The sequence below is a fragment of the Fibrisoma limi BUZ 3 genome (assembly GCF_000296815.2).
In the GTDB taxonomy this organism is placed as follows: Bacteria; Bacteroidota; Bacteroidia; order Cytophagales; family Spirosomataceae; genus Fibrisoma; species Fibrisoma limi.
The window spans coordinates 12,342-38,221 of record NZ_CAIT01000010.1; the positions used below are offsets into that span (position 1 = coordinate 12,342).

Genomic DNA, 25,880 nt, shown 5'->3' on the forward strand with positions numbered 1-25,880 from the left:
CAGCCACTACTACGTAAGCCAGTGAATGTAAGCGGTGTAGAGCAGTCCGGAAACAGGGAGATAAGAAGTCTGTTTACTTTTTTTCTAACAGCATTGCTGGGGGCATCCATCAATTTTGTTAGTCAGATTGTCTATCGCAACTTCTTTAACTTTGAAACCAGCGTTTTTTGCGGGTACCTGACGGCAACTGTCCTTACGTTTCTGCCCACCAAGCGGTTTGCTTTTTCAGCCGGCGATACGGGCAACACTGGTCGGGAAGCGGTAAAGTTCCTGGCCATCGCACTTGTAGCCCTGATTGTGCAGGTAGTGGTGTCGAAGTACACGCTTGAATGGGTTGCCGGACCGCTGCTTCCTCATGTAAGTAATTTCGTTCGTGAAAAAGGCTCGCACGTGGTTGGTATGGGCGTCAGTTTTCTGGCCAACTATTTTGGGCATAAACTGCTGACATTTCGTAGTACGGGTATGTATGATCGTATCAAAGCCCGTTCAGTACGTCAGCGCGAACGGCAATTGTAATCTTCAATAAGTTCTATAGACTTCAGGATTATTTCAAGGCAAGAAACTACCTAAGTAAAAATTTAGGCCTTAATATTGTATTGTTTTCTAAAAAAGTATATTTGTAGCGAAAAACCTTAAACACCACTGAAGGCAATGAAAAAAGTTTTCGCTTTATTGTTCGTTGGTAGCATGCTGACGTTCGCTGCTTGCCAGAGCAAACCTAAGACTGAAGAAGCTGCCGTTGATTCAACAGCTACGATGTCAACTGACACTACCATGATGGCTACGGATTCAGCGTCAACGATGACGACTGATTCGGCTGCTACCATGTCTGCCGACAGCGCGAACTAATTCGACTGTTGTCCATGATTTTTTGAAAAAGCCCTATTTTTATAGGGCTTTTTCATTTTTGTACATTGACCGACGTCTTTACAACTTTCCTGCCTTCAGCTTCTGTTGCTTACTGTCAAGAGCTCTGGCAGCGATACGCCTTCGATTTCTTTGTGGTTAAGCCCCGACGGACGCGTTTGGGTGACTTCAGGGTTCGGCCGGATGGTCGGATGCAGATAACGGTCAACGCTGATCTGAGTCCGTTTGCCTCCCTGATTACGTATGTACACGAAGTAGCACATGCAGATGTTGAAACTACTCGCCGAATGCAACGTCGCCGGCGTCGGGTAGCCCCCCATGGCATTGAGTGGCAGACGGCTTTCCTGCGGTTAATGCAACCATTGTTAACCGAAGCTGTGTTTCCGCTTTCTATTCTTGAGCCACTACAGGATTACATGCAGAAACCAGCAGCGACTACGTACGCGCACCCTGGATTGATGATGGCCTTACGAAAAGTCGACGTGCAAAAGGCTGGGTCGATCGCGCCAGACCGCCAGTTATTACGCGACGTGCCGGAAGGGCAGGCATTTGTGCTTAATAAAAAGACATTTGTTCGGGGCACGATGCGCCGGACTCGCGTCGTTTGTAAAGAAGTGCCCTCAGGAAAGTCATATGCAATTCTGGCTCATGCGTGGGTGGAAACAAAATAAGCTATACCTAACTGTCTGCTTCGGTTTGCTGGCTATAACGGCCCTGGCTCAACCGGCGGAGTCGGTATTAAAAACGGGTATCTGGGTTAAGATTGGCGTGACGCAATCGGGTGTCTTTCGCCTTGACCAATCAACCCTGGCCCGGCTGAATCCGGCGTTTGCAACAGCCAATCCCCAAAATCTTCGACTATATGGCAATGGTGGTGCCATGTTGCCGCAAAGTAATGCGATACCACGGCCGGCGGATCTAACGGAAAATGCCATTCAGGTCACCGGTGAGGCAGATGGTCGGTTTGATGCCGGCGATGCGCTGTTGTTTTTTGGCCAGAGTCCACACATTGTACGCTATGACTCAACAAACCGGCGGTTTATCCACCAGGTTAATGTCTATTCAGACACTACGTTTTACTTCTTAACAATTGGCAGCTCGCCAGGGCTGCGAATCACTGAACGAGGAGCAGGTAATACAACGACCGGACCTTCGGTTACGTCGTTCGACGATTACCAGTTTCACGAGAAGGATCTGGCTAAACTTACCTCCGTTCGCTCCGGACGCTTTGCTTTGGGGGAATATTTTAGCCTCGAAAGCACCCGCACCTTTTCGTTTGACATGACCGGTTTAGTACCTAATACGCCCGTACGTGTCAGAACCGGGGTTGTGGCCGGTGCTACGGCTCTGACCCGCTTCCGGTTAGCATTGAATGGACAGGTTGTTGATACTATCCGAATGGATCAGGTTTCGGGATACAGATACGATTTTCAGGCAGTTGCGCGGCAGGACACGTTTTGGATTAAGTCAGTTCAGCAAAGTCCTTTGCAACTCGCTCTCACGTATGATAAAGCCGGCGACAATTCGGCCCAGGGGTACCTGGACTACGTGGCCGTTCAGGCACGGCGCGAACTACGTCAGTATGACCAAACTGTCTGGGTTCGACGGTTAAATCCGGGTCGTTATACCGTTCGGCAGGCGTCCAATAATCTGCGGGTGTGGAATGTAACAAATCCGCTGGTACCGGTAAGCCAGGCTTATACGCTTTCGGCTGCGCAGGAGGCTGGCTGGTCTTCAACTGCACCGGGCGATTACTACTTTTTTACGAATAGTCAGGTACTGACGCCCGTATCGGTGGTTCCGGTTGCAAACCAGAATCTGCATGCTCAGGCGTCGCCCGAGTTGCTGATTATCACACCGGAAGCCTGGCGTGACGAAGTTGACCGTTTGGCCGAGTTCCGGCGTCAGCACGATAAGCTATCCGTTTCGTTAGTAACCACCCAGCAGGTATACAACGAATTTGGGTCAGGGCAGGCTGATCCAACCGCCATCCGGGATATGGTGCGCTATTTTTACCAGAAGCAGCCCGGTCAGGTACGGTATTTGTTGCTGTTTGGCGATGCTACGTTTGATTACCGTAACATTCTGAACCAGCTTAAGCCCGCTGAATTGGCGAATATGGTTCCTGTTTATGAAAGTCGGGAGTCGCTGCATCCGGTCTATAGCTATTCGTCGGATGACTACTACGGATTTATGGATACCACTGAAGGCGAATGGGTAGAAAACACCGCAGGAGATCATAAGCTGGACATCGGCATCGGACGACTTCCGGTGAAGTCACGTGAGGAAGCCCGGACGGTTGTCGACAAACTCATCCGGTACGCAACCGACCCAACTTTGACCGGCGATTGGCAGACGCGGGTTATGCTGGTGGCCGATGATGGCGATTTCAACATTCATCAGCAGGATGCCGATAAGATGGCCGTGGATATTGAACGAACAGCGCCGATGTACCGGCCTGAACGGGTATTTCTGGATGCGTTTCCACAGCAGTCCACAGCCGACGGGCAGCGAGCCCCGGTGGTTAATCAGTTGATTAACCGAGCTATGAGCGACGGGCGATTAATCATCAACTACAGTGGCCACGGTGGCGAAACCGGCCTTGCCGAAGAGCAGATCGTAACCTTGCAGGATATTCTTTCATGGAAAAATCGCCGTTTGCCCTTGCTGGTTACTGCTACGTGTGAATTTGGCCGGTACGACGATCCAAACATAAATTCCGGAGCTGAACTGTCATTGCTAAGCCGCCTGGGAGGAGCAATCGGACTGCTCACAACCACCCGACCCGTATTTGCTAATACAAACCTAGTCCTTAACCGAGCGTTCTATCAATCCGTATTTACACCCGTCAACGGGCAGATGCCACGTTTGGGTGATGTTATGCGGGCGACAAAGAATAACAGCCTGAGCGGACCCGTAAACCGGAACTTTGCCCTGTTAGGTGATCCATCTATGCAATTGGCTTATCCAAAAGCGCAGGTTGTTCTAACCAAAATAAATGGCCGGTCGGTGGATAAAGGTGGGCTGGATACATTGCGGGCGTTGCAAACGATAGAACTAACCGGCGAAATACGTCAGGCAAAGCAACGCCTGAATGATTTCTCGGGCACCCTTCGATTAACATTGTACGACAAAGCAACGACGCAAACAACGTTAGGTACTGAAAGCAGCCGAATGACGTACAAGGCTTTTAACAGCCCCGTTTTTACGGGACAGGTAGCGGTTCAGCAGGGGCAGTTTACCGTTCGGTTCGTGATGCCGAAAGACATTGATTATTCTGTTGGCCAGGCTAAATTGTATGCTTACGCTGTACGTGCTGACAGCCTGCTCGACGCCATTGGAAGTTACGATAGTCTCAGGGTCGGTGGTAGTGCCGTACCGGAAACGGTTGACACGCAGCCACCCGTTGTTCAGCTTTCGGTTAAGGACGGACAACCCGACGGCGAGCTAGTGCGGGTGCCCGGCCCCGATGTAACGCTACGAATAACCCTGAGTGATGATCAGGGCATTAATCTGGCCCGGTCGGGGTTAGGACACGAGTTGACTGCCCAACTGGGCGATCGCCAACCGGTAGTGCTGAATGAATCGTATGTAGCAACCGGGGCTGACGGGCGGCAGGGCGAAGTGCTTTATACATTTACAAATGTTACCCCTGGGCGTTATACCGTTCGGGTGAAAGCCTGGGATATTAACAATAATTCAGCAGAAGGGGCGTTGACCATAATAGTTTCCGAAAAGCCGACACTCATTATCCGGACCCTCCGGGCCAGTCCGAATCCGGTAGTCGGGCAAACCACACTTAGCCTTGAACACAACCGATCGGGAGAGCCATTGGACTGGACACTCAGCATCCATGACCTCAATGGCCGTTTGTTTAGCCGCCAGACGGGCCAGTGCAGCGATTGTAGCAGTACAGTCGAAGTGGGTAGTTGGGATGGTCGAGCGGATACTGGACAGATGCTTCCCAATGGCCTTTACATCTATCAGATACAAATTCGCTCGGCGGCCGACGGAGCCGAAGCTGTCGGCAAAGGGCGATTGGTGTTATCCAGGTGATTTATTGGGCCATATGCCCTGTTTTTTTCTAATCTGACGAATCATCGTAATTTTGACCGCGCAGTATTGCCTTTTGAACAAGTGGTAATGGCTGTCGTTGACCAACACAATTTATGAAGCGCATTTTTTCCTGTGTTCTTTTAGGTGCCATTAGCTTCCTTCCTTTCTTTGCCATCGCGCAGACTAATTCATTAACAGCCCTGAACGGACAAGTTTTGCGAGCACCAACGTCGGCCGTACCATTTCTGAATTTTACGCCCGATGCCCGTAGTGGAGCTCTAGGCGAGGCCGGTGTAGCCCTTGGTGATCCGGATGCGAATGCGTTGTTCTGGAACCCGTCCAAGCTGGTGTTTGCCAAACAGGACAAAGGCGCGTCAATTTCATACACGCCCTGGCTGCGGGAGCTAATCGGCGATATGTATTACACGTATCTGGCTGGTTATTCCAAAGTTGGTAAGAACTCGGTAGTGGGAGGATCTTTAATGTATTTTGATCTGGGAACCGTCGATTTCACTAACGCGCAGGGTGTTCAGACTGGAACATTCAACTCCCGCGAATACGCTATCACAGCCTCTTACTCACAGCGGCTGTCGCAGAACTTTTCGTTGGGTGTCGATCTGAAGTATCTGAATTCCAACTTAGCAGCAGGTTCAGCTAACCCTGGTTTACAGCCGGGTTCAACGGCCGCAGCCGATATTAGTGCATTTTACCAGAACCAGGTACGCGACGACGCTACCGGTAAAGGACTTGGCTGGACGTTTGGCGGTATGATCTCCAACCTTGGTGGCCGGATCAATTACGGCGGAACCGAGCGGTACTTCATCCCGACTAATTTGCGACTGGGTGCTGGCTTGACGTATTATGCTGACCAATACAACAAATTTAATTTTGTTGCGGATGTGAATAAACTGATGGTGCCAACGCCACCCATTGTTTCTGGAACCGGAAGCAGTGCAACTATCGTAGCCGGTCAAAATCCGAACCGGAATTACTTTAGCGCCATTTTCGGCTCGTTTGCCGATGCACCCGATGGTTTTAGCGAAGAAATCAGGGAGTTTACCATTTCGACCGGGGTAGAATACTGGTACAACGAACAGTTTGCGGTTCGGGGTGGTTATTTTGGCGAATCTAACCTGAAAGGGGGCCGTAAGTATTTTACGGCTGGTATCGGATTTCGGCTACAGCAACGTTTCGGCGTTGACTTCTCTTATCTACTGCCAATCCGGCAGGGAAGCCCATTAGCCCAGACATTCAGGGTGTCTCTTTTGTTTAATTTTAACAAAGGTTCGGGTGCTTTTAGTGACGATAGTGACGAGTCGATAACCAACGATATAAACTAGGTACGTAATAATGGTAAACGCCGGCATTTAACGTTGGTAAAGTATTAATGGCATTTCTCCCTGAAATGCCATTTTATGTTTAGTATGGTTCTTTATGATTATTGATAGAACACAATCCCCCGCTTATCAGTCCATCCAGGAAGTCCGCCTGCCAACTGTACAAACACAAACACTAGAAAATGGCTTGTTGCTGCATACCGTTGCTATTCAGCAGCAGCCTGTTCTCCGACTGGAATGTATTTTTGATGCGGGCACCTGGTTTGAAACAACAACCAATACGGCATTTTTTGCCATGAAAATGCTGGCCGAGGGTACGCAACGCCTGACATCGAGCCAGATTAGCGAATACATTGATCGATACGGCGCGTTCCTCGAGCTTAGCAGCGGGCCTGACCGGGCCAGCCTGGTCGTGTATTGCCTGACCAAATTCTTGCCCAACGTACTGCCGCTGATACGTGAGTTACTTACGGAACCTGTCTTTCCGGAAAAAGAACTGGAAGATTTACGTAACATCACGCTCCAGAACCTACGGGTCAATTATGAGAAGAATGCGTACCTGGCGGGTGTGCTTTTTCGTGAAAAGCTCTTCGGTTTCGATCACCCATATGGCCGTAGCCAACGTCCGGACATTATTGAACAGCTTTCTCGTGATGAGATAGTGGATTTTTACGAGCGGGTGATCCGGAACCGACCATTTCAGATTCTGGTGGCTGGTCAGGTGACAGAGAACGAAAGCATTCTGATTAATAAAGAACTGGGGCAGTTGTCGATTCGTGGGGGAGAGATAGCGCCAACCCACGTTATATCTTTAGCAAGCGACCAGCAACCGGTCCTGTTCGAAAAATCGACCAGTATTCAATCGTCAATTCGGGTTGGACGCCGGTTGTTTACCCGCCAACATCCCGATTTTTTCCCTATGCTGGTCACCAACGAAGTCCTTGGCGGCTACTTTGGTTCCCGATTGATGAAGAACATCAGGGAAGAAAAAGGATTTACTTACGGCATTTCCTCGAATGTAGTGTCGTTTCGGCGCGAGGGCTACTTTCTGATTGGAACAGACGTAAACAAGGAAAATACGCAGCAAACGCTGGACGAAATCCGGAAAGAAATCCGGCTGCTGCAAACCGAGCTGGTTACAACCGAGGAGCTGGAAACCGTAAAAAACTTCATGGCCGGGGAGTTTGTCGGATCGCTGAATACCCCGTTCGAAATTGCCGATCGGTACAAAGTAATCTTATTAGATGGCCTACCGGCCGACTTCCTTACTAATTACATTGCGAACCTGAGGGCCGTTACGCCTGAACAAATACAGGCGACTACAAACCAGTATCTTACAGACGAAGACCTGCTGGAAGTTGTAGTTGGAGGGAAATGATGTTAATCTATGAAATTAATTGGGTAACCAAATTGTTTGATGAGTAGATTGGTTGTCTTTTTGCTAACAATAGCATAATTTTGAGGTCACATTCCCTTCACTTACCGGTAGGTTCTTCAGCCTGCTCTCTTTGCTTAGTTACAGTTTACTTTACTCAATTAAATGAACGTTCTGTTAATTAGTGCAACTACGGTATTAGCGTATCTGTTGGGATCAATCCCAACCGCAGTTTGGTATGGTCAGGGTTTTTTTGGCATTGACATACGACAGTTTGGTAGTGGTAACGCCGGCGCAACGAATACGTTTCGTGTCTTAGGCAAACGGGCCGGTACCATCGTTATGCTGGTTGATGTATTGAAGGGATACACAGCAGCCATTCTGTCGACGCTGCTCTGGCATTTCGATGTGATTACGTTTAACGAAGTGCTGACGTTCAAACTCGTTTTCGGTATAGTTGCAGTAATTGGACATTTGTATCCGGTATTTGCGGATTTTAAGGGCGGCAAAGGTGTTGCCTCACTCTTGGGAATGATCCTGGCCATTCATCCTGAAATGGCTGCCGTTTGTATTGGCATCTTTCTGCTCGTTGTTATTGCTTCCCAATACGTATCGCTCGGTTCTATGATGGCCGCTTTGGCTTTTCCGGTGCTGTTGCTGCTCCGTATTTTCGGCGAGAAAGAAAGTCCGCTACTGATTGCGTTCGGTTTCCTGATTTTTGTCATGGTAGTTTTAACCCACCAGAAAAACATCGGTCGGCTTCTTCGTGGTCAGGAAAGCCGCACGGTACTGATCCGTTTACGAAAGAAGCGCGAAGAATAAGAAATTAGTGCGATACCTATATGACGCCCCGTCGTTGCGCGAAAAGTGCGTAACTTCGGGGCGACTTTTTTGACGTATGACTGACTACCTCGACACCCACAAGCAGCGGTTTCTGGACGAACTGCTGGAATTACTTCGCATTCCATCCGTTTCAGCGGATTCGGCATTTAAGGACGATGTTCGGCGGGCGGCTGAGTATGTAAAAGAGAAGCTGCTGGCGGCCGGTCTGGACAAGGCCGAGCTATATGAAACGGAGGGGCATCCGGTGGTTTACGGTGAAAAAATCGTTGATCCAGCTAAACCGACCGTACTGGTATACGGCCATTACGACGTTCAGCCGGCTGATCCGTACGAACTTTGGCAAACGCCCCCCTTTGAGCCTACCATCCGCAATGAGCGCATCTATGCCCGGGGTGCCTGCGATGATAAAGGTCAGTTTTACATGCACGTCAAGGCGATTGAAGCGATGATTGCAACCGATGGTTTGCCTTGCAATGTCAAAGTGATGATCGAAGGCGAAGAGGAAGTAGGGTCTGACCATTTGGGTACGTTTGTGGCCGAACACCGCGATATGCTGAAAGCCGACGTTATCCTGATTTCAGACACCAGTATCATTTCCAACGATACCCCTTCGCTCGAAACGGGACTGCGGGGACTATCGTACGTAGAAGTGGAAGTGACCGGCCCCAACCGCGACCTGCATTCCGGTGTGTATGGTGGGGGAGTAGCTAATCCAGTCAACGTGCTCTGTGAGATGATTGCTTCGCTTAAGGACGAAAACGGTCAGATAATGATTCCTGGCTTTTACGATAAGGTAACTGATCTGAGTGATGCCGAACGGGCCGAGCTGGCCAAAGCCCCGTTTGATCTGGAAGAGTATAAACGTGATCTGGGTATTGCCGAGGTTGCGGGCGAAGCCGGGTATTCAACCAATGAGCGGACATCAATCCGGCCAACGCTGGATGTGAACGGTATCTGGGGCGGCTACACAGGCCAGGGCGCCAAGACCGTATTGCCGTCGAAAGCACATGCTAAAATCAGCATGCGGCTGGTACCTAATCAGAATCCGGACGAGATTACCGAAATGTTTGCCCGGCACTTTACGGCCATTGCCCCACCGACGGTATCGGTGAAAGTGACACCCCATCATGGTGGGCTACCCTACGTTACCCCGACTGATTCGGTCGAGTTTGAAGCGGCTAGCCGGGCGTTCGAACAGGCGTGGGGCAAGAAGCCAATCCCAACCCGGGGCGGAGGAAGCATACCAATCGTTGCTTTGTTTGAGCGTGAGTTGGGCATTAAATCCATCCTGATGGGCTTTGGTCTGGATAGCGATGCCCTGCATTCTCCAAACGAAAGCTACGGGCTGTTTAACTTCTATAAAGGCATTGAGACAATTCCTTATTTCTATAAAAATTACGCAACCCTCAAGCAGTAACTTCACCCGGCTCTCATCCCGACCCTGGCTGGGAGACACTTTTTCCCTTGACTGATGAAGAAAGCGTTATTTGTTTTTATTTTCAGTAATCTGCTCAGCTTGCTGGCTCTGGGGCAACAGCCTGGATCAACGCCCGCTCAAACTGCCACCCGGCCAGCCGCTTCACAACCCCGCCCACTAACGCCCGAAGAACAACGCGAAAAAGAGAAGCGTGAGCGGGCGGCCGAGAAAGAACGTCAGTTGCGGGCTAAATGGGCGCAGGAGCAGCGTGACTACCAGGCTAAGCAGGCGCAAAAAGAACGAGATCGACTGGCAAAGAAGGCTGAAAAAGAGCGACGTCGGCAAGAGCAGGAAGCGCAAAAATCTGCCAGTCGAACGGCAAAAGTAACGACAACTCCTCCACCAGCCACCGCTACACCCGAACCTGCCCAACCGCAGGCACAGCCAGCCGAGACGCAACCAACTGAGACTGCTGTTACGCCGGCGGCTCCTCGCACTGAGCCTAAAGAGCGCTCATCGGACGCAGACCGGCAAAATCAGCGTGAGCAGGAGCGAGTTGCTCGTCAGGCGCAGAAGGAGCAGGAACGACTGGCGCGGGAGACCGAGGCTCGGGAGGCCCGCGAACGCAAAAAGCAGCAGAAAGCGGCCGAAGCGCCCACTGTTATCAGTAATCCAAGGCAATTAGGGCCGGATACGGTTGCATCGGTGCGGGTAACGAAAGAGTTTTTGCCGAAAGGTCATTTGTTCGAACCAATCCTGCTCGACCCTCTGGAAGCCCAGGCTTTCATCAGCGTGCTGCCCGGTTACTGGATGGATGGTAATCGGTACAAAGGCAGTATTGTTCCGTTTGAGTTTGGGTTCATCAAGCCAATTTACCGGCGGACACTTGCGCCTGATCGGGCGAATGAGTGGGTACTGGACGTAGCTTCGTACACCCAGTTTGAGGTGTATTACGATACCGATAAGAATCGTCAGCGTCGGCAGTTAGTCAATAATGATTATAAGCTTAGCTTTATTTACAACCTGCTGCGCGGAAAGAACACCTGGCGTTTCCGGCTGTATCACCTGTCCTCGCACCTGGGCGATGATTTCATTATCCGCAACCGGATTACAACCTATACGACCAATCCTGTCAATTACGAACTGCTGGATGCAACCTACAGCCGAACGTCCACCAGCGGATGGCGTACCTATGGCGGAATTGGGTTCGTACTGCGTAAATCGTCAGAACGAAAGCTGTTGAGTGCCCAGATTGGTACGTACTACCGCAAGCCTGCCACTCAGTCGCCCCGGCTGGTAGGGGGCGTTGATGTTAAATTCTGGCAGCAAACGGATTTCAGGCCGGGTATTCATGCGGGTCTTGGTCTGGAAGTCGGTCGGCCTGCCAGCGGTATTACGTTTCTGCTGGAAGGCTACTCCGGGTTTAGGCCCTACAGCCAGTACGAAGATCAGCAGACAACCTGGTTAGGAATAGGTATGTACATGAATCCGTTCTAACTCAGTTTCTCTTACAAAAAAACCTGGCTCATCCGATGGCGGCCCGTCATCGGATGAATCATTTTCGGGAAGTCCGTACTTTTGTTATTTGGTACCACCCCTATGAATTTATCCGCTTTAACAGCCATATCGCCCGTTGATGGCCGCTACCGACGTCAGGTCGAAGCGCTGGCTCCCTATTTTTCCGAATTTGGATTGATCCGTTACCGGGTCCGTATCGAAGTAGAGTATTTCATTGCGCTCTGCGAATGGCCTGTTCCGCAATTGAAAGGCGTAAATACCGATGATTTTCCCGGCCTTCGGGCGCTCTACGAAAACTTCACCGAAGCGGATGCGCTCCGGATTAAGGAAATCGAAGCGACCACAAATCACGATGTGAAGGCCGTTGAGTATTTTATAAAAGAGAAGCTCAATGGCTCAGCTCTGGAGCCGTTTCTGGAGTTTATCCATTTTGGATTAACCTCGCAGGATATTAACAACACGGCCATTCCGCTACTCCTGAGTGATGCGCTGGAGAACGAAATTACACCGTTATACCGCGAAGTCTACATTAAGCTGCAGGAACTGGCCCAACAATGGAAAGACATTCCGATGCTAGCCCGAACGCACGGACAACCGGCGTCGCCCACGCGTTTGGGTAAAGAAATCAGTGTTTTCTGCGAACGGGTTGAAAAACAGTTGCACCTGCTGTCCGACATTCCTACGGCCGCTAAGTTCGGAGGAGCAACGGGTAACTTCAACGCCCACAATGTAGCGTATCCGGGCGAGGACTGGAAGCAGTTTGGCGACCAGTTTGTACAAGGCTTAGGAATGGTTCGCAGTCAGTTTACGACTCAGATCGAACATTACGACATGCTGGCTGCTACGCTCGACGCGTTTAAACGACTGAACACGATTCTGATTGATCTCGACCGGGACATCTGGACCTACGTGTCGATGAACTACTTCAAACAAAAAATCAAGGCGGGTGAAGTCGGATCATCGGCCATGCCGCACAAGGTCAATCCCATCGATTTTGAAAATTCAGAGGGGAACCTGGGGATCGCCAACGCACTGCTGGAACATCTGTCGGCTAAATTACCGATCTCCCGACTGCAGCGTGACCTGACCGATTCGACGGTGTTACGAAACATTGGCGTTCCATTTGCGCATTCAGTTATTGCTCTGAAGGCGCTTCTGAAAGGACTGAACAAGCTGGAATTGAACGAAGCAGCTCTTAAGGCTGATCTGGAAGACAACTGGGCCGTTGTGGCAGAAGGCATTCAGACAGTTCTACGGCGCGAAGGGTATCCACAACCGTATGAAGCATTGAAAGCCCTGACTCGTACTAATGAAAAAATTACGGAGCAGACCATTCGGCAATTCGTCGACGGGCTGGACGTATCAGACGCAGTTAAAGCTGAGCTTCACGCCATCACACCGTTCACGTACACAGGCTTGTGAACTAAAAATCAACGCAGCACAGGCCGGCCATAAACCGGCCTGTGCTGCTTAACTCTTGGATAATTCTGTTGCGCGCGTTTGGGCGGCCTTGATGCCCGTCACTAACGTATCAGCCAGATTACCGGACTCAAATTCGCGCAGGGCCGCTTCGGTTGTACCTCCTTTTGAGGCAACGGCTTTGATAAGCTCGTCGAGCGACTTATCAGCAGTGTTGATAAGGTGATATGCGCCCAGCATGGTTTGCTTAACGAGCAAGGCCGCCACCGAATCGTCAAAGCCCATTTGTTTCCCAGCCTCCACCATCGCTTTTACGACGTAGTAGAAGTAGGCCGGACCGCTGCCGCTGAGGGCCGTTACGGCATCCAGCATACTTTCTTCTTCCAGGAAAATAGACCGGCCGGTGGCATTGATGAGATTTTCGACCCGGCGCAGGCTGGCCAGATCAACTTCTTTGGCGGCTGTAAAACCGGTGATGCCCATGCCAAGCATAGCCGGAGTGTTCGGCATGGCCCTAATTACCAGCGGATGGTTCAGTTTGTCCTGAATCTGCGCTATGGGAATACCGGCCATAATAGACAGAATGACCTGATTAGGCTGGATTACTGAACGTAGCGCGTCAAAAACGCTGCTGAAGTCCTGCGGTTTCACCGATAAGATAATCAGGTCAGTTTCACCGACGCGAGGGCCGATGGTATCGACTACAACACCGGCTTTTTCAGCTTTTAAGGCCTCAGAACGCTCAGTGCTTTTTTCAATAAGAAGGAGGTTGTCTTTCTTTACCAGATCGTATTGCAGGAAGGATTTGGCAAAAGCCATCCCCATGTTGCCGCAGCCGACGATAGCAATTTTCATCGCGTAGTGGGTTTAGTAGTCTGCTTTGTTTCCAAATAGCAAAAATAAAGGTCAGGTTGGCTAACCTGACCTTTCAGCAAAACTACAAGGAAATATGTCTACTGACCGCCTTCTTTCAGAATCTCGGCCAGTTTCTGTTCCAGGGCATCGCCCCGCAGGTTTTTCGCAATGATTTTTCCTTCTTTATCCAGCAGGAACGTAGCCGGAATGGCCTGCACACCGTATTGCTGGGCCGCGGCCGACTGCCAGTACTTTAGGTCCGATACGTGCGTCCAGGTCAGGCCGTCGTTACGGATGGCCCGTACCCATTTCTCCCGGTCGCCGGGGCGGTCGAGCGAAACGCTATAAATGGTAAAACCTTTGTCTTTAAATTTATTGTACATCCGGACTACGTTCGGGTTCTCGTTCCGGCAGGGGCCGCACCACGATGCCCAGAAGTCAATCAATACGTACTTACCCCGTAGCGACGAAAGAGGAACAGGATTACCTGTTGTATCGCTCAGCGCAATTTCCGGAGCCTGAGCGCCAACCATCACGCCTTTAATGCGGGCTACGCGACCAATCAGGGATTTGGCATGGGGGCTGTTAGGATTCTCCTTTTCGAAGCGCTGCGCCAGGGCATCGAATGTCGGCAAATCAGTGTCGATGTTCAGGAAATTTAGCGCAAACAGTGAGACCAGCGACGTGCCCATATCCGGCAACATGGCTTTTACTTTACTGACGACTTCTTTCTCGGCCGCTTCGTAGTCTTTCTGGATCTGCTCCATTTTCTTGGAGTCTTTCTTCTCAGTGGCCGCGGCATACTGCTTGTTCCAGTTCGAGACCTTCGTCTCCATATCAGTACGTAGCGTCATCAGCTTCTGATAGTACTCCATATTTTTGGAGCCTGTTACCGTCGACTGGCCCACCTGACCGGTTTTCGGATCCATCTTGAAGCCGTCAGCCGTTACGTTCAGGGTTTCGCCACCTTCAACCAGCAGGGCCAGTTTCTGACCGCCCCCTACGTTCAGCACCATCACGTCGCCACCTTCCGGCACACGGCCTTTCATCGTGAAGGAGTTGTTCGGTCCAACCTGCGTTGAATCGAGCCGGCGGCTGGGCTGGTTGTTAGTCTCCAGATAAATTTTCTCGCCGGGAGTTGACCGTTTGATGGTCCCCGTCACTGTAAACTCCTTCAGGTTCGCTGGTGCGCTATTCTGTGCCTGAACCATTGCATGGCAGGCGGCTACTAAGCCAATTGCCGCAAAAAAATGTTTCATAATCGTTTTAGACGAATAAGCAAAAATGAAGGTTATGGGCCTTGTCGACACGTAGTCGAGTTTATTCGATGCTCACGCAATTACCCGGCCAATGATTCAATCAGTAGCTGATTGACAAGCTTAGGATCAGCAGCGCCTTTCGACTTTTTCATGACCTCGCCAACAAACAGACCCAGTAAGTTTTTCTTTCCTTTCCGATACTGGTCAACTTTGTCGGGCCAGGCAGCCAATACCTCTTCTACCAACGTTTTGAGCGCGTCGGTATTGCGGTTCTGTACCAGATTGTGCGTCTGAGCTATGTCGGCAGGCTGGGCATCGGGTTGGTTCGTCATCAACCCGAAAACCTGCTGAGCCGCCGTCTGGCTTATGATTCCGTTATCAATCAGGGTAATCAGCGCGGCTAGCTGACTGGCAGTAACAGGAAATTGCCGGTCGCGCAGTTGCTTCTCTGTAAGCTGTCCTTTCACCGGACCCATGATCCAGTTCGAGGCTGCTTTATAATTAGTCGTGTTTTCGCAGACGGTTTCGTAAAACTCGGCCAGTTCTTTGGTGTCGCTCAGCAGAGCCGCGTCGTAGTCGGGAAGACCATAAAATGTCGTAAACTTCTGGTAGACGGCGCTTGGCAAAGCGGGCATTCGGGACTGAATATCGGCCAGCCATTCGTCGGAAATAATTACCGGTGTCAGGTCAGGGTCCGGGAAATACCGGTAGTCGTTCATCGTTTCCTTTTCCCGCATGGCGTAACTACGTCCGGTGGTCGCGTCGAACGTTCGGGTTTCCTGAATAATTCTTCCGCCCGTTTCTACCAGTTCAATCTGCCGACGATATTCAGTTTCGATGGCTCGTTGTACGTTTCGGATGGAGTTCAGGTTTTTTACTTCCACCTTGGTGCCCAGCTTCGTCGCTCCTTTCGGACGAATCGAAATGTTGACGTCACAGCGGAGTGAACCTTCTTCCATATTGCCGTCGCAGATATCGAGATAGCGAACCAGCCGCCGAACTTCCGTGAGATACTGCCCGGCTTCTTCGGCCGTCTGAATGCACGGGTCCGTCACCATTTCGATCAGGGGCGTTCCGGCCCTATTGTAATCCAACTGGGTGGCCCAGTCGTCGCCGTCGTGGATGGATTTACCAGCGTCCTCTTCAAGGTGGATGTGGTGAATGTTAATTGTGGTTTCGTACGGCTGGCCGGTTGCCGGATTTTTGACTTTTACCCGGATGCCTCCGCCCACACAAATCGGCCCTTTATCCTGCGAGAGCTGATAACCTTTCGGCAGGTCGGGATAAAAATAGTTTTTGCGGGCAAATACGTTGTAGCGGGTAATTTCTGAGCCGCAGGCCAGACCCATCCGGACAGCAAATTCAACAGCACGCCGATTCAGTTTCGGGAGGGTGCCGGGGTGAGCCAGCGTAATGACACTAATTTGGGTGTTGGGCTCGGCTCCGAACGAATTGGCATCGGCCGCAAAAATCTTGCTTTGGGTCAACAGCTGGCAGTGTACTTCCAGGCCTACGACCATCTCGTACTTCGTCAGTACATCTGATGATATGGGTTTTTCAACCACCATGCGTCAAAGATGTGATATACAGCAAAGATAGCGAAAAGCCGCGAAGTGCCTGTTATATTACATTTAGCCGGTATTTCAGATACGTCTGCGCCAGTAATGCCAGTTTTTGCGGGTTCGGTACGCGAATGCGCTCGTTCTGAATCCGGGAGGCTGGCAGTTGCTTTATTTTATTGAATAGTGTCTGGTAGTAGGTGTATGCCAGATAGACGCCCATTCTGGCCCCACGCGGCAGGTTCAGTATGCCCTGATACGCTTCATCGAAGTCGCGCTGAATGTCATCTTCAATAAGCTGCTTCGTATCCCGCCCGAAGGCGTTGAAGTCGACGCCCGGGAAATAGGTGCGCCCCCGGTCAACGTAGTCGCTTTTTAGGTCGCGTAGAAAATTAACTTTCTGAAAGGCCGAACCCAGTTTACGGGCGGGTTCTTTCAGGTGGTCGTACGCCTTGCAGTCGCCTTCGCAGAAGACGCGGAGACACATCAGCCCCACTACCTCAGCCGACCCGTAAATATATTCCTGATAGCCGTCGGTATCATAATCCTGAAAATAGAGGTCCATTTCCATACTTTTCAGAAATGCGTCGATCAGGTCGTATTCGATATTGTATTCCCGAACCACCATCTGGAACGACTGAAGGATGGGGTTCAGGCTAATTCCTTCTTCAATGGCCTGATAGGTGTCGTCTTTAAATTTAGCCAGCAGGGCTTTCTTGTTATAGTCGTGGAAGGTATCTACAATCTCATCGGCATAGCGTACAAAGCCGTAGATGGCATAAATAGGTAGATGAAACTTTCGGTCCAGCGTCCGGATTCCCAACGTAAATGACGTACTGTAATATTCAGTAATTAACTTACTGCATTCCAAGGCGGTCTGGTTGAATAAAGCCATCATAGCTATGTTGTGGTTGGTACGGTAAACCCATATACGTTGTATTGGGATCACCGTATCTGGTTAGTTTACAAGTTAGGCAAATTCTTTCGCAACCTCATCCGCTACCACTAATCCTGAAATCAATGAAGGAGGAACCCCAGGGCCGGGAACCGTCAATTGACCCGTATAAAACAGGTTAGAAACTTTTTTGTTTTTCAAAGAAGGCTTGAGCAAAGCCGTTTGTTTGAGTGTATTGGCCAATCCATACGCATTTCCCCGAAAAGCGTTGTAATCGTTTTTGAAGTCGCGATGAGCATAACTCCGCTTATACACTACGCTATTTCGGATGTCTTCACCAACGTAGCTTTCCAGACGGTCCATAACGATCGTATAATACCGTTCGCGCGTAGTCTCATCATCCGTTAGGTCCGGGGCTACCGGAATCAGAATGAACAGGTTTTCGCACCCGGCAGGGGCAACACTCGGATCCGTTACCGATGGAGCGGATACATAAAACAGCGGACGGCTTGGCCAGCGGGGCGTTTCGTAGATTTCCTGCGCATGTAGCTTGAAATCTTCGTCGAAGAATAAATTATGGTGCTGAAGCTTTGGCACGCGCTTGTTGACGCCCAGGTAAAAAAGCAGCGACGACGGGGCCATAACCCGTTTTTGCCAATACGTATCGTCGTAATTCCGGAATGCACTGTCGACCAGTTTTGTTTCGACATGGTTGTAGTCAGCACCGGCAACTACAATGTCGGTTTCGTAGATGCCCTCGTCCGTAATGACTCGTTTGGCGTTGCCGTCCGTAATTTCTACTTTCCGAACGGGTTGATTCAACAGGATTTTTACGCCTTTTTCTTCGGCCAGACTAACCATCGCCTTGACAATCTCGTGCATTCCACCCATCGGATACCACGTTCCCATCGTCATTTCGGCATAGTTCATCAGGCTGTACATGGCCGGTGTATTTTCCGGCGTGGCCCCCAGGAATAGAATAGGAAACTCAACGATTTCAAGCAGCCTCGGGTTTTTAAAGAATTTTCGGGCGTGGCTGGCAAACGACTGAAACACGTCGAGCCGAGTTACGTCGTATAGCAGTTTCAGGCTCAGAAACTCAGTTACCGAGCGACTTGGTTTCCAGACAAAGTTGTGAATACCAACCTTGTATTTGTAAGCAGCTTGTTTCAGAAACTCGTTGAGCCTGGCACCACTGCCTGGCTCCATCTGCTCAAAGAGTTGTTCCAGACCGGAAAGGCCGGCCGGAAGATCAACTGATTCGGTGGGGCTGAAAATAACGCTGTAGGATGGGTCAAGCCGCACTAAATCATAGTAGTCAGATGGCTTTTTACCGAATCGGGCAAAGTACGTTTCAAATACGTCGGGCATCCAGTACCAACTGGGGCCCATGTCGAACGTAAAACCCTGTGCCTGAAAAACACGGGCGCGACCACCCGGACTATCATTTTTCTCAAGAATAGTAACGTCGTAGCCTTTGTCGGCAAGACTGGTAGCTGCTGCCAGTCCTGCAAAGCCGGCCCCGACAACAAGAACACGCCTGGGCATTTTAGTAGGTGGGTAATTAAGAAATGGGAAGTTTAGTGGATTTGGCTGCTGAACTGGAAACGAACACAGGCTAACGCGCGGGTTGTCTGTCTAGATTAGTATTTATGAGCACAGCTAATTCACTAAGCAACAAACAATCAACCCAATAAAACGAAAAAAGTTGGACGGAAACCATCCAACTTTTCGAACCTTCCTCTTTTTTAACCAAAAACTACTCAATCAATATTGTTGAGACGTATGAACGTCCGTAAAGTTTCTTATGCGTGAGCATATATTTTTAGCTGATCCTTAAGCTCTTTACGAGCAATGTGGATCCGGTTTTTCACCGTACCGATAGGAATATCGAGCTTCGCTGCAATCTCGTGGTATTTGAAACCCCGGAAGTGCATCATAAACGGTGTCCGATAGGTATCATCCAGGTTGTTTACAGCGCGGTTGATGTCATCCTGAGCAAACGACGAATAAGCCGTGTTATCTGTGCTGCTCTCCATCGAGTTAATATAATGCAGATTATCAGTCGTGTCAATGAACGTGTTCTTACGCACCATCCGCTGATAATTGGTAATAAACGTGTTTTTCATGATTGTATACAACCAGGCTTTAAGATTGGTGCCATCGGTGTACTTATCACGATTTGTAAATGCTTTTAACAAAGTGTCCTGCAGCAGATCGTTTGCATCTTCAACGTCTTTGGTGAGCCGGAGTGCGAACGGGCGCAACGACTTTGACACTTTTCCGATATGATAGGTGAATTCGAGCGCGGTCATGACTGTGTTTGTGTTTTTGTTGAATCAAATCTACACAGTGATTGAACAAAAAAACAACCAACATTAAAAAAAAGTTGTAGCAGTCATGAAAAAGTACTTAAAACCGTCAAAAACAGAGATTTAAAACCCCAAAAATTATGATAATGGTTTATATACGTTGCATAAAACTAACTGTGGAGTGTGGAAAATCCCCCACACACTGTGGAATCTGTAGACCACACGCTGTTTAATGTTTGCCAATTAATGTTAAACAGTATAGCAATATGTCAAAGAGCAATTAGTGTATATACGTTGCGGAGAACGATACGGATTCTGTGAAGAAGAGCTGCAACCTTGTTGCGTTAATTTCCTAACTTTGTAAGGTTAAAGCTGCTGTAAATGTGTTGTAAGCCTGTGCGAATCATCGGTTTTCTTGTTTTTCTCGTATGTCTTTCTGTTCCAGATCTTCTCTTAGCACAGGAAGGATGTACCTGCTTTGTCAAAGGAACCGTATTGGACCAGGAAAATCGGCAGGCGCTGCCTGGAGCACTCGTTCTGATTAAAGAAACGGGGCAGGGTACCGTAACGGATGCTAATGGATCGTATCGGATCGATAAGCTTTGCCAGGGAACGTACACCTTAATCAGCCGGATAATAGGCTATAAAGAAGTGCAGGTTCCGTTGGTTCTTAATCACCTCGTAGCTGAACAGGATTTTTTTCTCAACGAAGAAACGATTCACCTGAACGATGTGAACGTAACTGCGCAGAAATCGAGTGCCCTGAGCAGTCAGGCTGTTGCCTCTCTCGAAAACCGTGGGCTGGATCAGACTCGTGGTCAGTCACTTGGCGAAGCGCTTCGTACGTTAACTGGTGTCACGACGCTGCAAACGGGTTCCTCAATTTCAAAGCCAGTGATTCATGGCTTCCATAGTAATCGCGTACTCATCCTGAATAACGGCATTCGGCAGGAAGGGCAGCAATGGGGCTCAGAGCATGCACCCGAAATAGATCCGTTTGTGGCTACCCGACTTTCTGTTGTAAAAGGGGCATCGGGTGTGCGGTATGGTCCCGATGCGATTGGGGGCGTAATTCTCATTGAACCAGGGCCATTGCCTACGGTACCGGGTATTCACGGCGAACTGAATGCAGTTGGTTTTACCAACGGACGCCAGGGGATAGTTTCTCTACAGGCCGAAGGGGCCACCCATGCTACGAACACCCCAAAAAATGCGCAGTTGAGCTGGCGGTTGCAGGGAACGCTTAAACGTGGAGGTAATATTCGGACGCCCACTTATTTTCTGGACAATACTGGCGTTGCCGAACAAAACGTATCAGGGGCGGTCGGTTATCGGATTGGCCGGATTACGTCCGACCTGTATTATAGCCGGTTCTCAACTAATATTGGGATCTATTCCGGCTCGCATATCGGCAGTGTAACGGATCTTCAGGCGGTTCTGCAATCGGGCAGGCCGTTCGTTACGTCGGGGTTTAGTTATGATATAGACCGGCCTTATCAGCACATTACGCATGATCTTCTAAAATGGCACACCGTTTACAAGCCCCGTGATGGCGGTGTCTGGACGTTAACTATAGCCCGGCAGTACGACGACCGGATGGAATATGATCTGCACCGCCCTCGCAACGATTCGCTTGCGGCATTGAATCGCCCCGAACTGCGCTTTCGCCTGACCAGCTTTACGTCTGATCTGGTTTATGAACATAAGCCGATTGGCAAGCTAAGCGGACAGATCGGTATTAGTGGCCTCTATCAATTTAACATCATGAACGGACGGCCGCTCATTCCAAATTTTCGTACGTATCAAGGTGGGTTGTTCTGGATTGAAAAACTGCGGCATAAGCAATGGGAGTATGAAGCCGGACTACGGTTCGACTACCGGCATATGCAGGTGTTCCGTTATGAGAACCGAGTATTGACTAACCCGGTTTTTAACTTCGCGAATGGCTCCGGAACGGTAGGAGTAACTTACACTCCCAATGAACGCTGGACGAACCGGGTCAATTTTGGTACGTCCTGGCGGGCACCGAACATCAGTGAATTGTTCAGTGATGGAGTACACCACGGAGCCGCTGCGTTTGAAGAGGGAAACCAGACATTACAGCCCGAAGTAGCTTACAACCTAACGTGGAATGTACAATATAACAGACCGCGTTTGCGTGTGGAGTTCGACGCCTTCTACAATCACATCAACGATTACATTTATTTAAAGCCACAGGCCGAAACCCGGCTGACGATTCGGGGAGCATTTCCGTACTTTAAATATACACAGACCGATGCTCTGTACACCGGCTTTGATGCAACTACGTCGGTAACGGTGCTACGGGGGTTGCAATGGACCTCCAAACTAGCCTACCTGTACGTTCAGGATCTGAAACAAAGTCAGCCGTTGGTCTGGATTCCGCCTAATCGCTGGGAAAATGGCCTTCGGTATGAATGGGACAAAATCAGCCGTTTGCAGGACGCTTATATTGGCATCAACCATCTCGCGGTTGCCCGCCAAAATCGGGTGCCTGCCAATAGTGATTTCGTAGCACCACCGCCGGCTTACTCGCTCTGGGGACTCTCGGTCGGGGGTTCGGTGCCGTTGGGGGAAGAGCACAGATTGGAAATAAACCTGTCGGCCACAAACCTGTTCAATACGGTTTACCGCGATTACCTGAACCGATTCCGTTACTACGCCGACGACATCGGTCGTAATGTTGCATTACGGCTGAAATGGAAGTTTTGATAAGTCAGGGTTTCAAGTCTAGGGTTCCAGATCCTGAAAATAAGCAGCGCAACCTGGAACGTTAAACCCGAACCCCTGAACTCGTCATACTAATCCTTCTTTTAGCAAATCGTGAAGGTGGACGAAGCCTTTCACATGCCTTCCATCGGCCACGATTACCTGCGCAATGTTACGCTCCTGCATCAACTGAAGAGCCGCTACGGCATAATCGTCGGGCGCTACGCACACCGGCGTCGGTGTCATAACGTCGCGGGCATGGAGTTGCATGAATGAATCATACTGGTAGGCCATCCGCCGTATATCCCCGTCCGTAACGATGCCGGCCAGTAGTCCATCGTCGTCTACTACGGCCGTGGCTCCCATGCGTTTCGCCGAAATCTCGAAAACGACATCTTTCACCATCATATCCAGCGTAACGGTCGGACATTGATTGTTTGGATAAATATCCTGCACTTTCAGGTAAAGTTTTTTCCCCAGCGAACCGCCCGGATGGTAGCGCGCAAAATCCTGGCGCGTAAACCCCCGTGCTTCGAGCAGACTTACGGCCAGGGCGTCGCCTACGGCCAGCGCTACGGTGGTGCTGGTGGTAGGGGCAAGATTCATGGGGTCAGCTTCGCACGCAGCAAACGCATGAAGAACATGATCGGAGTGAGTCGCCAGGTAGGAATGTACGTCGCAGACCAACGCGATTAACTGAACCCCGGTACGTTTCAGCAGAGGCAGTAATACCTTAATTTCGGCAGTATTGCCACTTTTTGAGATAACAAGCACAACGTCGTCGGGCTGGATCATACCCAGATCGCCGTGAATGGCGTCGGCCGCGTGCATGAACAGCGAAGGTGTACCGGTCGAGTTCATGGTGGCTACAATCTTCTGCCCAATCAGAGCGCTCTTTCCAACACCCGTGACCACCAGTCGGCCTTTGGCGTTCAGAATGGTTTCGACGGCCGCATCAAAATGATGATCGAGCCGGTCAACAGCATCCCGAATTGCATTAGCCTCAGCCAGTAAAACAGCGCGGGCAATGGTTTGTGGTTTTTTTATTACTTTCAAGTCCGGATTCGCTATGGCGAATGGTTTGTTTGTAAATTCGCTAACTTTATACAGCAAAGATACGGCAAGCCGTAAAGAGAAGTAACTTTTGTACAATTTAGAGAATGATGCAGGTTGACCAGACGGTCTATGTGACCCTCAAAGAGCGGCTGAAAGAAATTTTTGGATATAGTCAATTCCGGGGTGATCAGGAAGCCATAATACACAGTATTCTGGCTGGCCGGAACACATTCGTAATCATGCCGACGGGGGCCGGCAAGTCGCTCTGTTACCAATTGCCCGCTATTGTCAGCGACGGAACAGCCATTGTCATCTCGCCCTTGATCGCGCTGATGAAAAACCAGGTCGATCAGCTCAATGCCTTCGGCATTAACGCGCAGTTTCTGAATTCAACCTTGTCGAAAGCAGAAATGAACAAGGTGAAGAAGGATACGCTCAGCGGATCACTTAAACTTCTCTACATTGCGCCGGAATCGCTGACGAAGGAAGAGAATTTAGATTTTTTAAAGAAGGCCAATATTTCGTTTGTTGCCATCGACGAGGCTCACTGTATTTCGGAGTGGGGCCACGATTTTCGGCCGGAATACCGTAAAATTCGGGGTATCGTTGACAACATCGGCAACCTCCCCGTCATCGCTCTGACGGCTACCGCAACGCCCAAGGTGCAGCAGGACATCCAGAAGAACCTGCAAATGGAGGATGCCAACCTCTACAAATCGTCGTTTAACCGGAAGAATCTTTATTACGAGATCAAACCGAAGATCGATGCAAAAAAACAGCTCATCAAATACGTCAAGCAGAACAAAGGCAAGTCAGGCATCGTCTACTGCCTGAGCCGCAAAACGGTTGAGGATATCGCTGAACTGCTGAACGTCAACGATATTAAAGCGCTGCCGTATCATGCGGGTCTTGATCCTCTCACCCGGATGAACAACCAGGATGCATTTCTGAACGAGGAGGTGGATGTTATAGTCGCTACGATTGCGTTTGGAATGGGGATCGATAAACCCGACGTTCGCTTCGTGATCCACTACGATGCGCCGAAATCCCTGGAAGGTTACTATCAGGAAACGGGCCGGGCTGGTCGCGATGGACTGGAAGGCAACTGCGTCATGTTCTACAGCTACGACGATATTGTTAAGCTGGAAAAGTTCAACAAGGACAAGCCGGTCACGGAACGCGATAATGCCAAGCACCTGCTGACGGAGATGGTATCCTACGCCAACCTCGGGGTCTGCCGTCGTCGGCAATTGCTGAGCTATTTTGGCGAGTTTCTGGACAAAGACTGTGGTTTCTGTGACAACTGTCTGAAATCAACAGAAAAATTTAAAGCCCAGGACGAAGTGGTGCTGGCGTTACAATCTGTGCTGCAAACGGATCAACGCTTTGATGTAGCTCACCTGGCCGACGTATTAACGGCTACCGATAACCAGTACATTACCAGCTACGAACACAACCGGCTCGAAGTGTATGGCAAAGGCCGGGAGTTTAACGAAACGTCGGAATTCTGGTGTTCACTGCTGAAGCAAATCACGATTTACGGCTACATCGAGAAGGACGTCGATAATTACGGTGTACTGAAGTTGACTCAGCGAGGCCTGAACTACATTGAAGACCCGTATCCGATTTCTTTGTCAAAAGACCACCACTACGATCAGCAGGTAGCTGAAGGGCGGGAGGATGAAGACAAGGATGTAGCTCCGACAGCCGGTGGTAACGCCTACGATGAGGAGTTGCTGGGGCTGCTAAAAGCGCTGCGTAAGAAGGTTGCAAAAGAGAAAGGGCTACCACCGTACGTAATCTTCCAGGACCCATCGATGGAAGAAATGGCCACTACGTATCCAACCACCCGCGAGGAAATGGCGCAGATCAACGGCGTCGGAATGGGTAAGGTGCAGAAGTTTGGACGGCCATTTATTGATCTGATCACGAAGTACGTTGAGGAAAACGAAATCGAAACCGCTAAGGATGTCGTCGTTAAATCAACGGTTAATAAATCGAAGGTTAAAATTTTCATCATTCAGCAGATAGATCGTAAGGTTGACCTGGAAGAGATAGCGGAAGCAAAATCACTGACCTTGGAAGACCTGATTGAGGAGATTGAACATATTTGCTACTCAGGAACCCGGCTGAATCTCGATTATTACATTAACCAGGTCATGGATGCCGACCGGCAGGACGAGATTTATGATTACTTCATGAATGCCGAAACCGACAACATTGCCGTTGCCATGCGTGAATTTGGCGGGGACGATTTCACCGAACAGGATCTGCGGTTGATGCGTATCAAATTCCTGTCGGAAGTAGCTAACTAAATAAGTTTCGGTTTTCAATGTACAGGCTGCAACTGACTGTCGTGAGCTTGCAGCAGGCAGTATACTGAAA

General features: G+C 50.0%; 19 protein-coding genes. 12 read left to right on the forward strand and 7 right to left on the reverse strand.

Going from position 1 to position 25,880, the window contains the following annotated elements:
- Nucleotides 1-21: 21 nt before the first annotated feature.
- The 10 genes from BN8_RS28100 (at nt 22) to purB (ending at nt 12,835) form a co-directional block, all read left to right on the forward strand.
- Nucleotides 22-516 (forward strand): GtrA family protein, encoded by a 495-nt coding sequence (locus tag BN8_RS28100; RefSeq protein ID WP_009285342.1) that lies wholly within the window; start codon nt 22-24, stop codon nt 514-516.
- A 135-nt stretch (nt 517-651) separates the two neighbouring features.
- Complete coding sequence (locus BN8_RS28105) at nt 652-849, forward strand: hypothetical protein (protein ID WP_040006987.1); 198 nt, start codon at nt 652-654, stop codon at nt 847-849.
- A gap of 65 nt (nt 850-914) precedes the next feature.
- Nucleotides 915-1,538 (forward strand): hypothetical protein, encoded by a 624-nt coding sequence (locus BN8_RS28110; protein WP_040006989.1) that lies wholly within the window; start codon nt 915-917, stop codon nt 1,536-1,538.
- Complete coding sequence (gene porU / locus BN8_RS28115; protein ID WP_009285344.1) at nt 1,501-4,923, forward strand: type IX secretion system sortase PorU; 3,423 nt, start codon at nt 1,501-1,503, stop codon at nt 4,921-4,923. Before BN8_RS28110 ends, porU begins: the two co-directional genes overlap by 38 nt.
- 113 nt (nt 4,924-5,036) lie before the next feature.
- Nucleotides 5,037-6,263: a type IX secretion system outer membrane channel protein PorV gene (porV, locus tag BN8_RS28120; RefSeq protein WP_009285345.1), complete on the forward strand. Its 1,227-nt coding sequence runs from the start codon at nt 5,037-5,039 to the stop codon at nt 6,261-6,263.
- A 94-nt stretch (nt 6,264-6,357) separates the two neighbouring features.
- Entirely contained in the window at nt 6,358-7,638 is a 1,281-nt protein-coding gene (locus BN8_RS28125) for a M16 family metallopeptidase (RefSeq protein WP_009285346.1), read from the forward strand.
- Nucleotides 7,639-7,800: 162 nt separating this feature from the next.
- Complete coding sequence (gene plsY, locus BN8_RS28130) at nt 7,801-8,457, forward strand: glycerol-3-phosphate 1-O-acyltransferase PlsY (RefSeq protein ID WP_009285347.1); 657 nt, start codon at nt 7,801-7,803, stop codon at nt 8,455-8,457.
- Nucleotides 8,458-8,533: 76 nt separating this feature from the next.
- A complete protein-coding gene (locus tag BN8_RS28135; RefSeq protein ID WP_009285348.1) occupies nt 8,534-9,895 on the forward strand; it encodes a dipeptidase in 1,362 nt (453 codons plus the stop codon).
- 54 nt (nt 9,896-9,949) lie between these two features.
- On the forward strand, nt 9,950-11,392 hold the full coding sequence (locus BN8_RS28140) for a DUF1207 domain-containing protein (RefSeq protein ID WP_009285349.1): 1,443 nt from the start codon (nt 9,950-9,952) through the stop codon (nt 11,390-11,392).
- 102 nt (nt 11,393-11,494) lie between these two features.
- Complete coding sequence (purB, locus tag BN8_RS28145) at nt 11,495-12,835, forward strand: adenylosuccinate lyase (protein ID WP_009285350.1); 1,341 nt, start codon at nt 11,495-11,497, stop codon at nt 12,833-12,835.
- A gap of 48 nt (nt 12,836-12,883) precedes the next feature.
- Here purB and proC read toward each other — a convergent pair whose 3' ends face one another.
- From proC to BN8_RS28175, 6 genes are all read right to left on the reverse strand, one after another.
- Nucleotides 12,884-13,687 carry a pyrroline-5-carboxylate reductase gene (gene proC, locus BN8_RS28150; RefSeq protein WP_009285351.1) on the reverse strand — a complete coding sequence of 268 codons (804 nt, stop codon included), beginning with the start codon at nt 13,685-13,687 and terminating at the stop codon, nt 12,884-12,886.
- Nucleotides 13,688-13,785: 98 nt separating this feature from the next.
- Entirely contained in the window at nt 13,786-14,946 is a 1,161-nt protein-coding gene (locus BN8_RS28155; protein ID WP_009285352.1) for a TlpA disulfide reductase family protein, read from the reverse strand.
- Nucleotides 14,947-15,026: 80 nt separating this feature from the next.
- Nucleotides 15,027-16,514 (reverse strand): Asp-tRNA(Asn)/Glu-tRNA(Gln) amidotransferase subunit GatB, encoded by a 1,488-nt coding sequence (gene gatB / locus BN8_RS28160; RefSeq protein WP_009285353.1) that lies wholly within the window; start codon nt 16,512-16,514, stop codon nt 15,027-15,029.
- Between the two features lie 52 nt (nt 16,515-16,566).
- Nucleotides 16,567-17,403, reverse strand: a complete 837-nt coding sequence (locus BN8_RS28165) for a phytoene/squalene synthase family protein (protein ID WP_009285354.1) — start codon at nt 17,401-17,403, stop codon at nt 16,567-16,569.
- 72 nt (nt 17,404-17,475) lie between these two features.
- Entirely contained in the window at nt 17,476-18,948 is a 1,473-nt protein-coding gene (gene crtID, locus BN8_RS28170) for a bifunctional phytoene desaturase/3,4-desaturase (protein WP_009285355.1), read from the reverse strand.
- Between the two features lie 257 nt (nt 18,949-19,205).
- Entirely contained in the window at nt 19,206-19,715 is a 510-nt protein-coding gene (locus tag BN8_RS28175) for an RNA polymerase sigma factor (RefSeq protein ID WP_009285356.1), read from the reverse strand.
- Nucleotides 19,716-20,093: 378 nt separating this feature from the next.
- Here BN8_RS28175 and BN8_RS28180 point away from each other — a divergent pair, with 378 nt between their 5' ends.
- Entirely contained in the window at nt 20,094-22,442 is a 2,349-nt protein-coding gene (locus BN8_RS28180) for a TonB-dependent receptor (protein WP_009285357.1), read from the forward strand.
- Nucleotides 22,443-22,526: 84 nt separating this feature from the next.
- Here BN8_RS28180 and BN8_RS28185 read toward each other — a convergent pair whose 3' ends face one another.
- On the reverse strand, nt 22,527-23,495 hold the full coding sequence (locus BN8_RS28185; RefSeq protein ID WP_040007097.1) for a KpsF/GutQ family sugar-phosphate isomerase: 969 nt from the start codon (nt 23,493-23,495) through the stop codon (nt 22,527-22,529).
- Nucleotides 23,496-23,599: 104 nt separating this feature from the next.
- On the opposite strand from BN8_RS28185, the gene recQ reads away from it, so the two are divergent.
- Nucleotides 23,600-25,810 carry a DNA helicase RecQ gene (gene recQ / locus BN8_RS28190; protein WP_009285359.1) on the forward strand — a complete coding sequence of 737 codons (2,211 nt, stop codon included), beginning with the start codon at nt 23,600-23,602 and terminating at the stop codon, nt 25,808-25,810.
- Nucleotides 25,811-25,880: the final 70 nt, after the last annotated feature.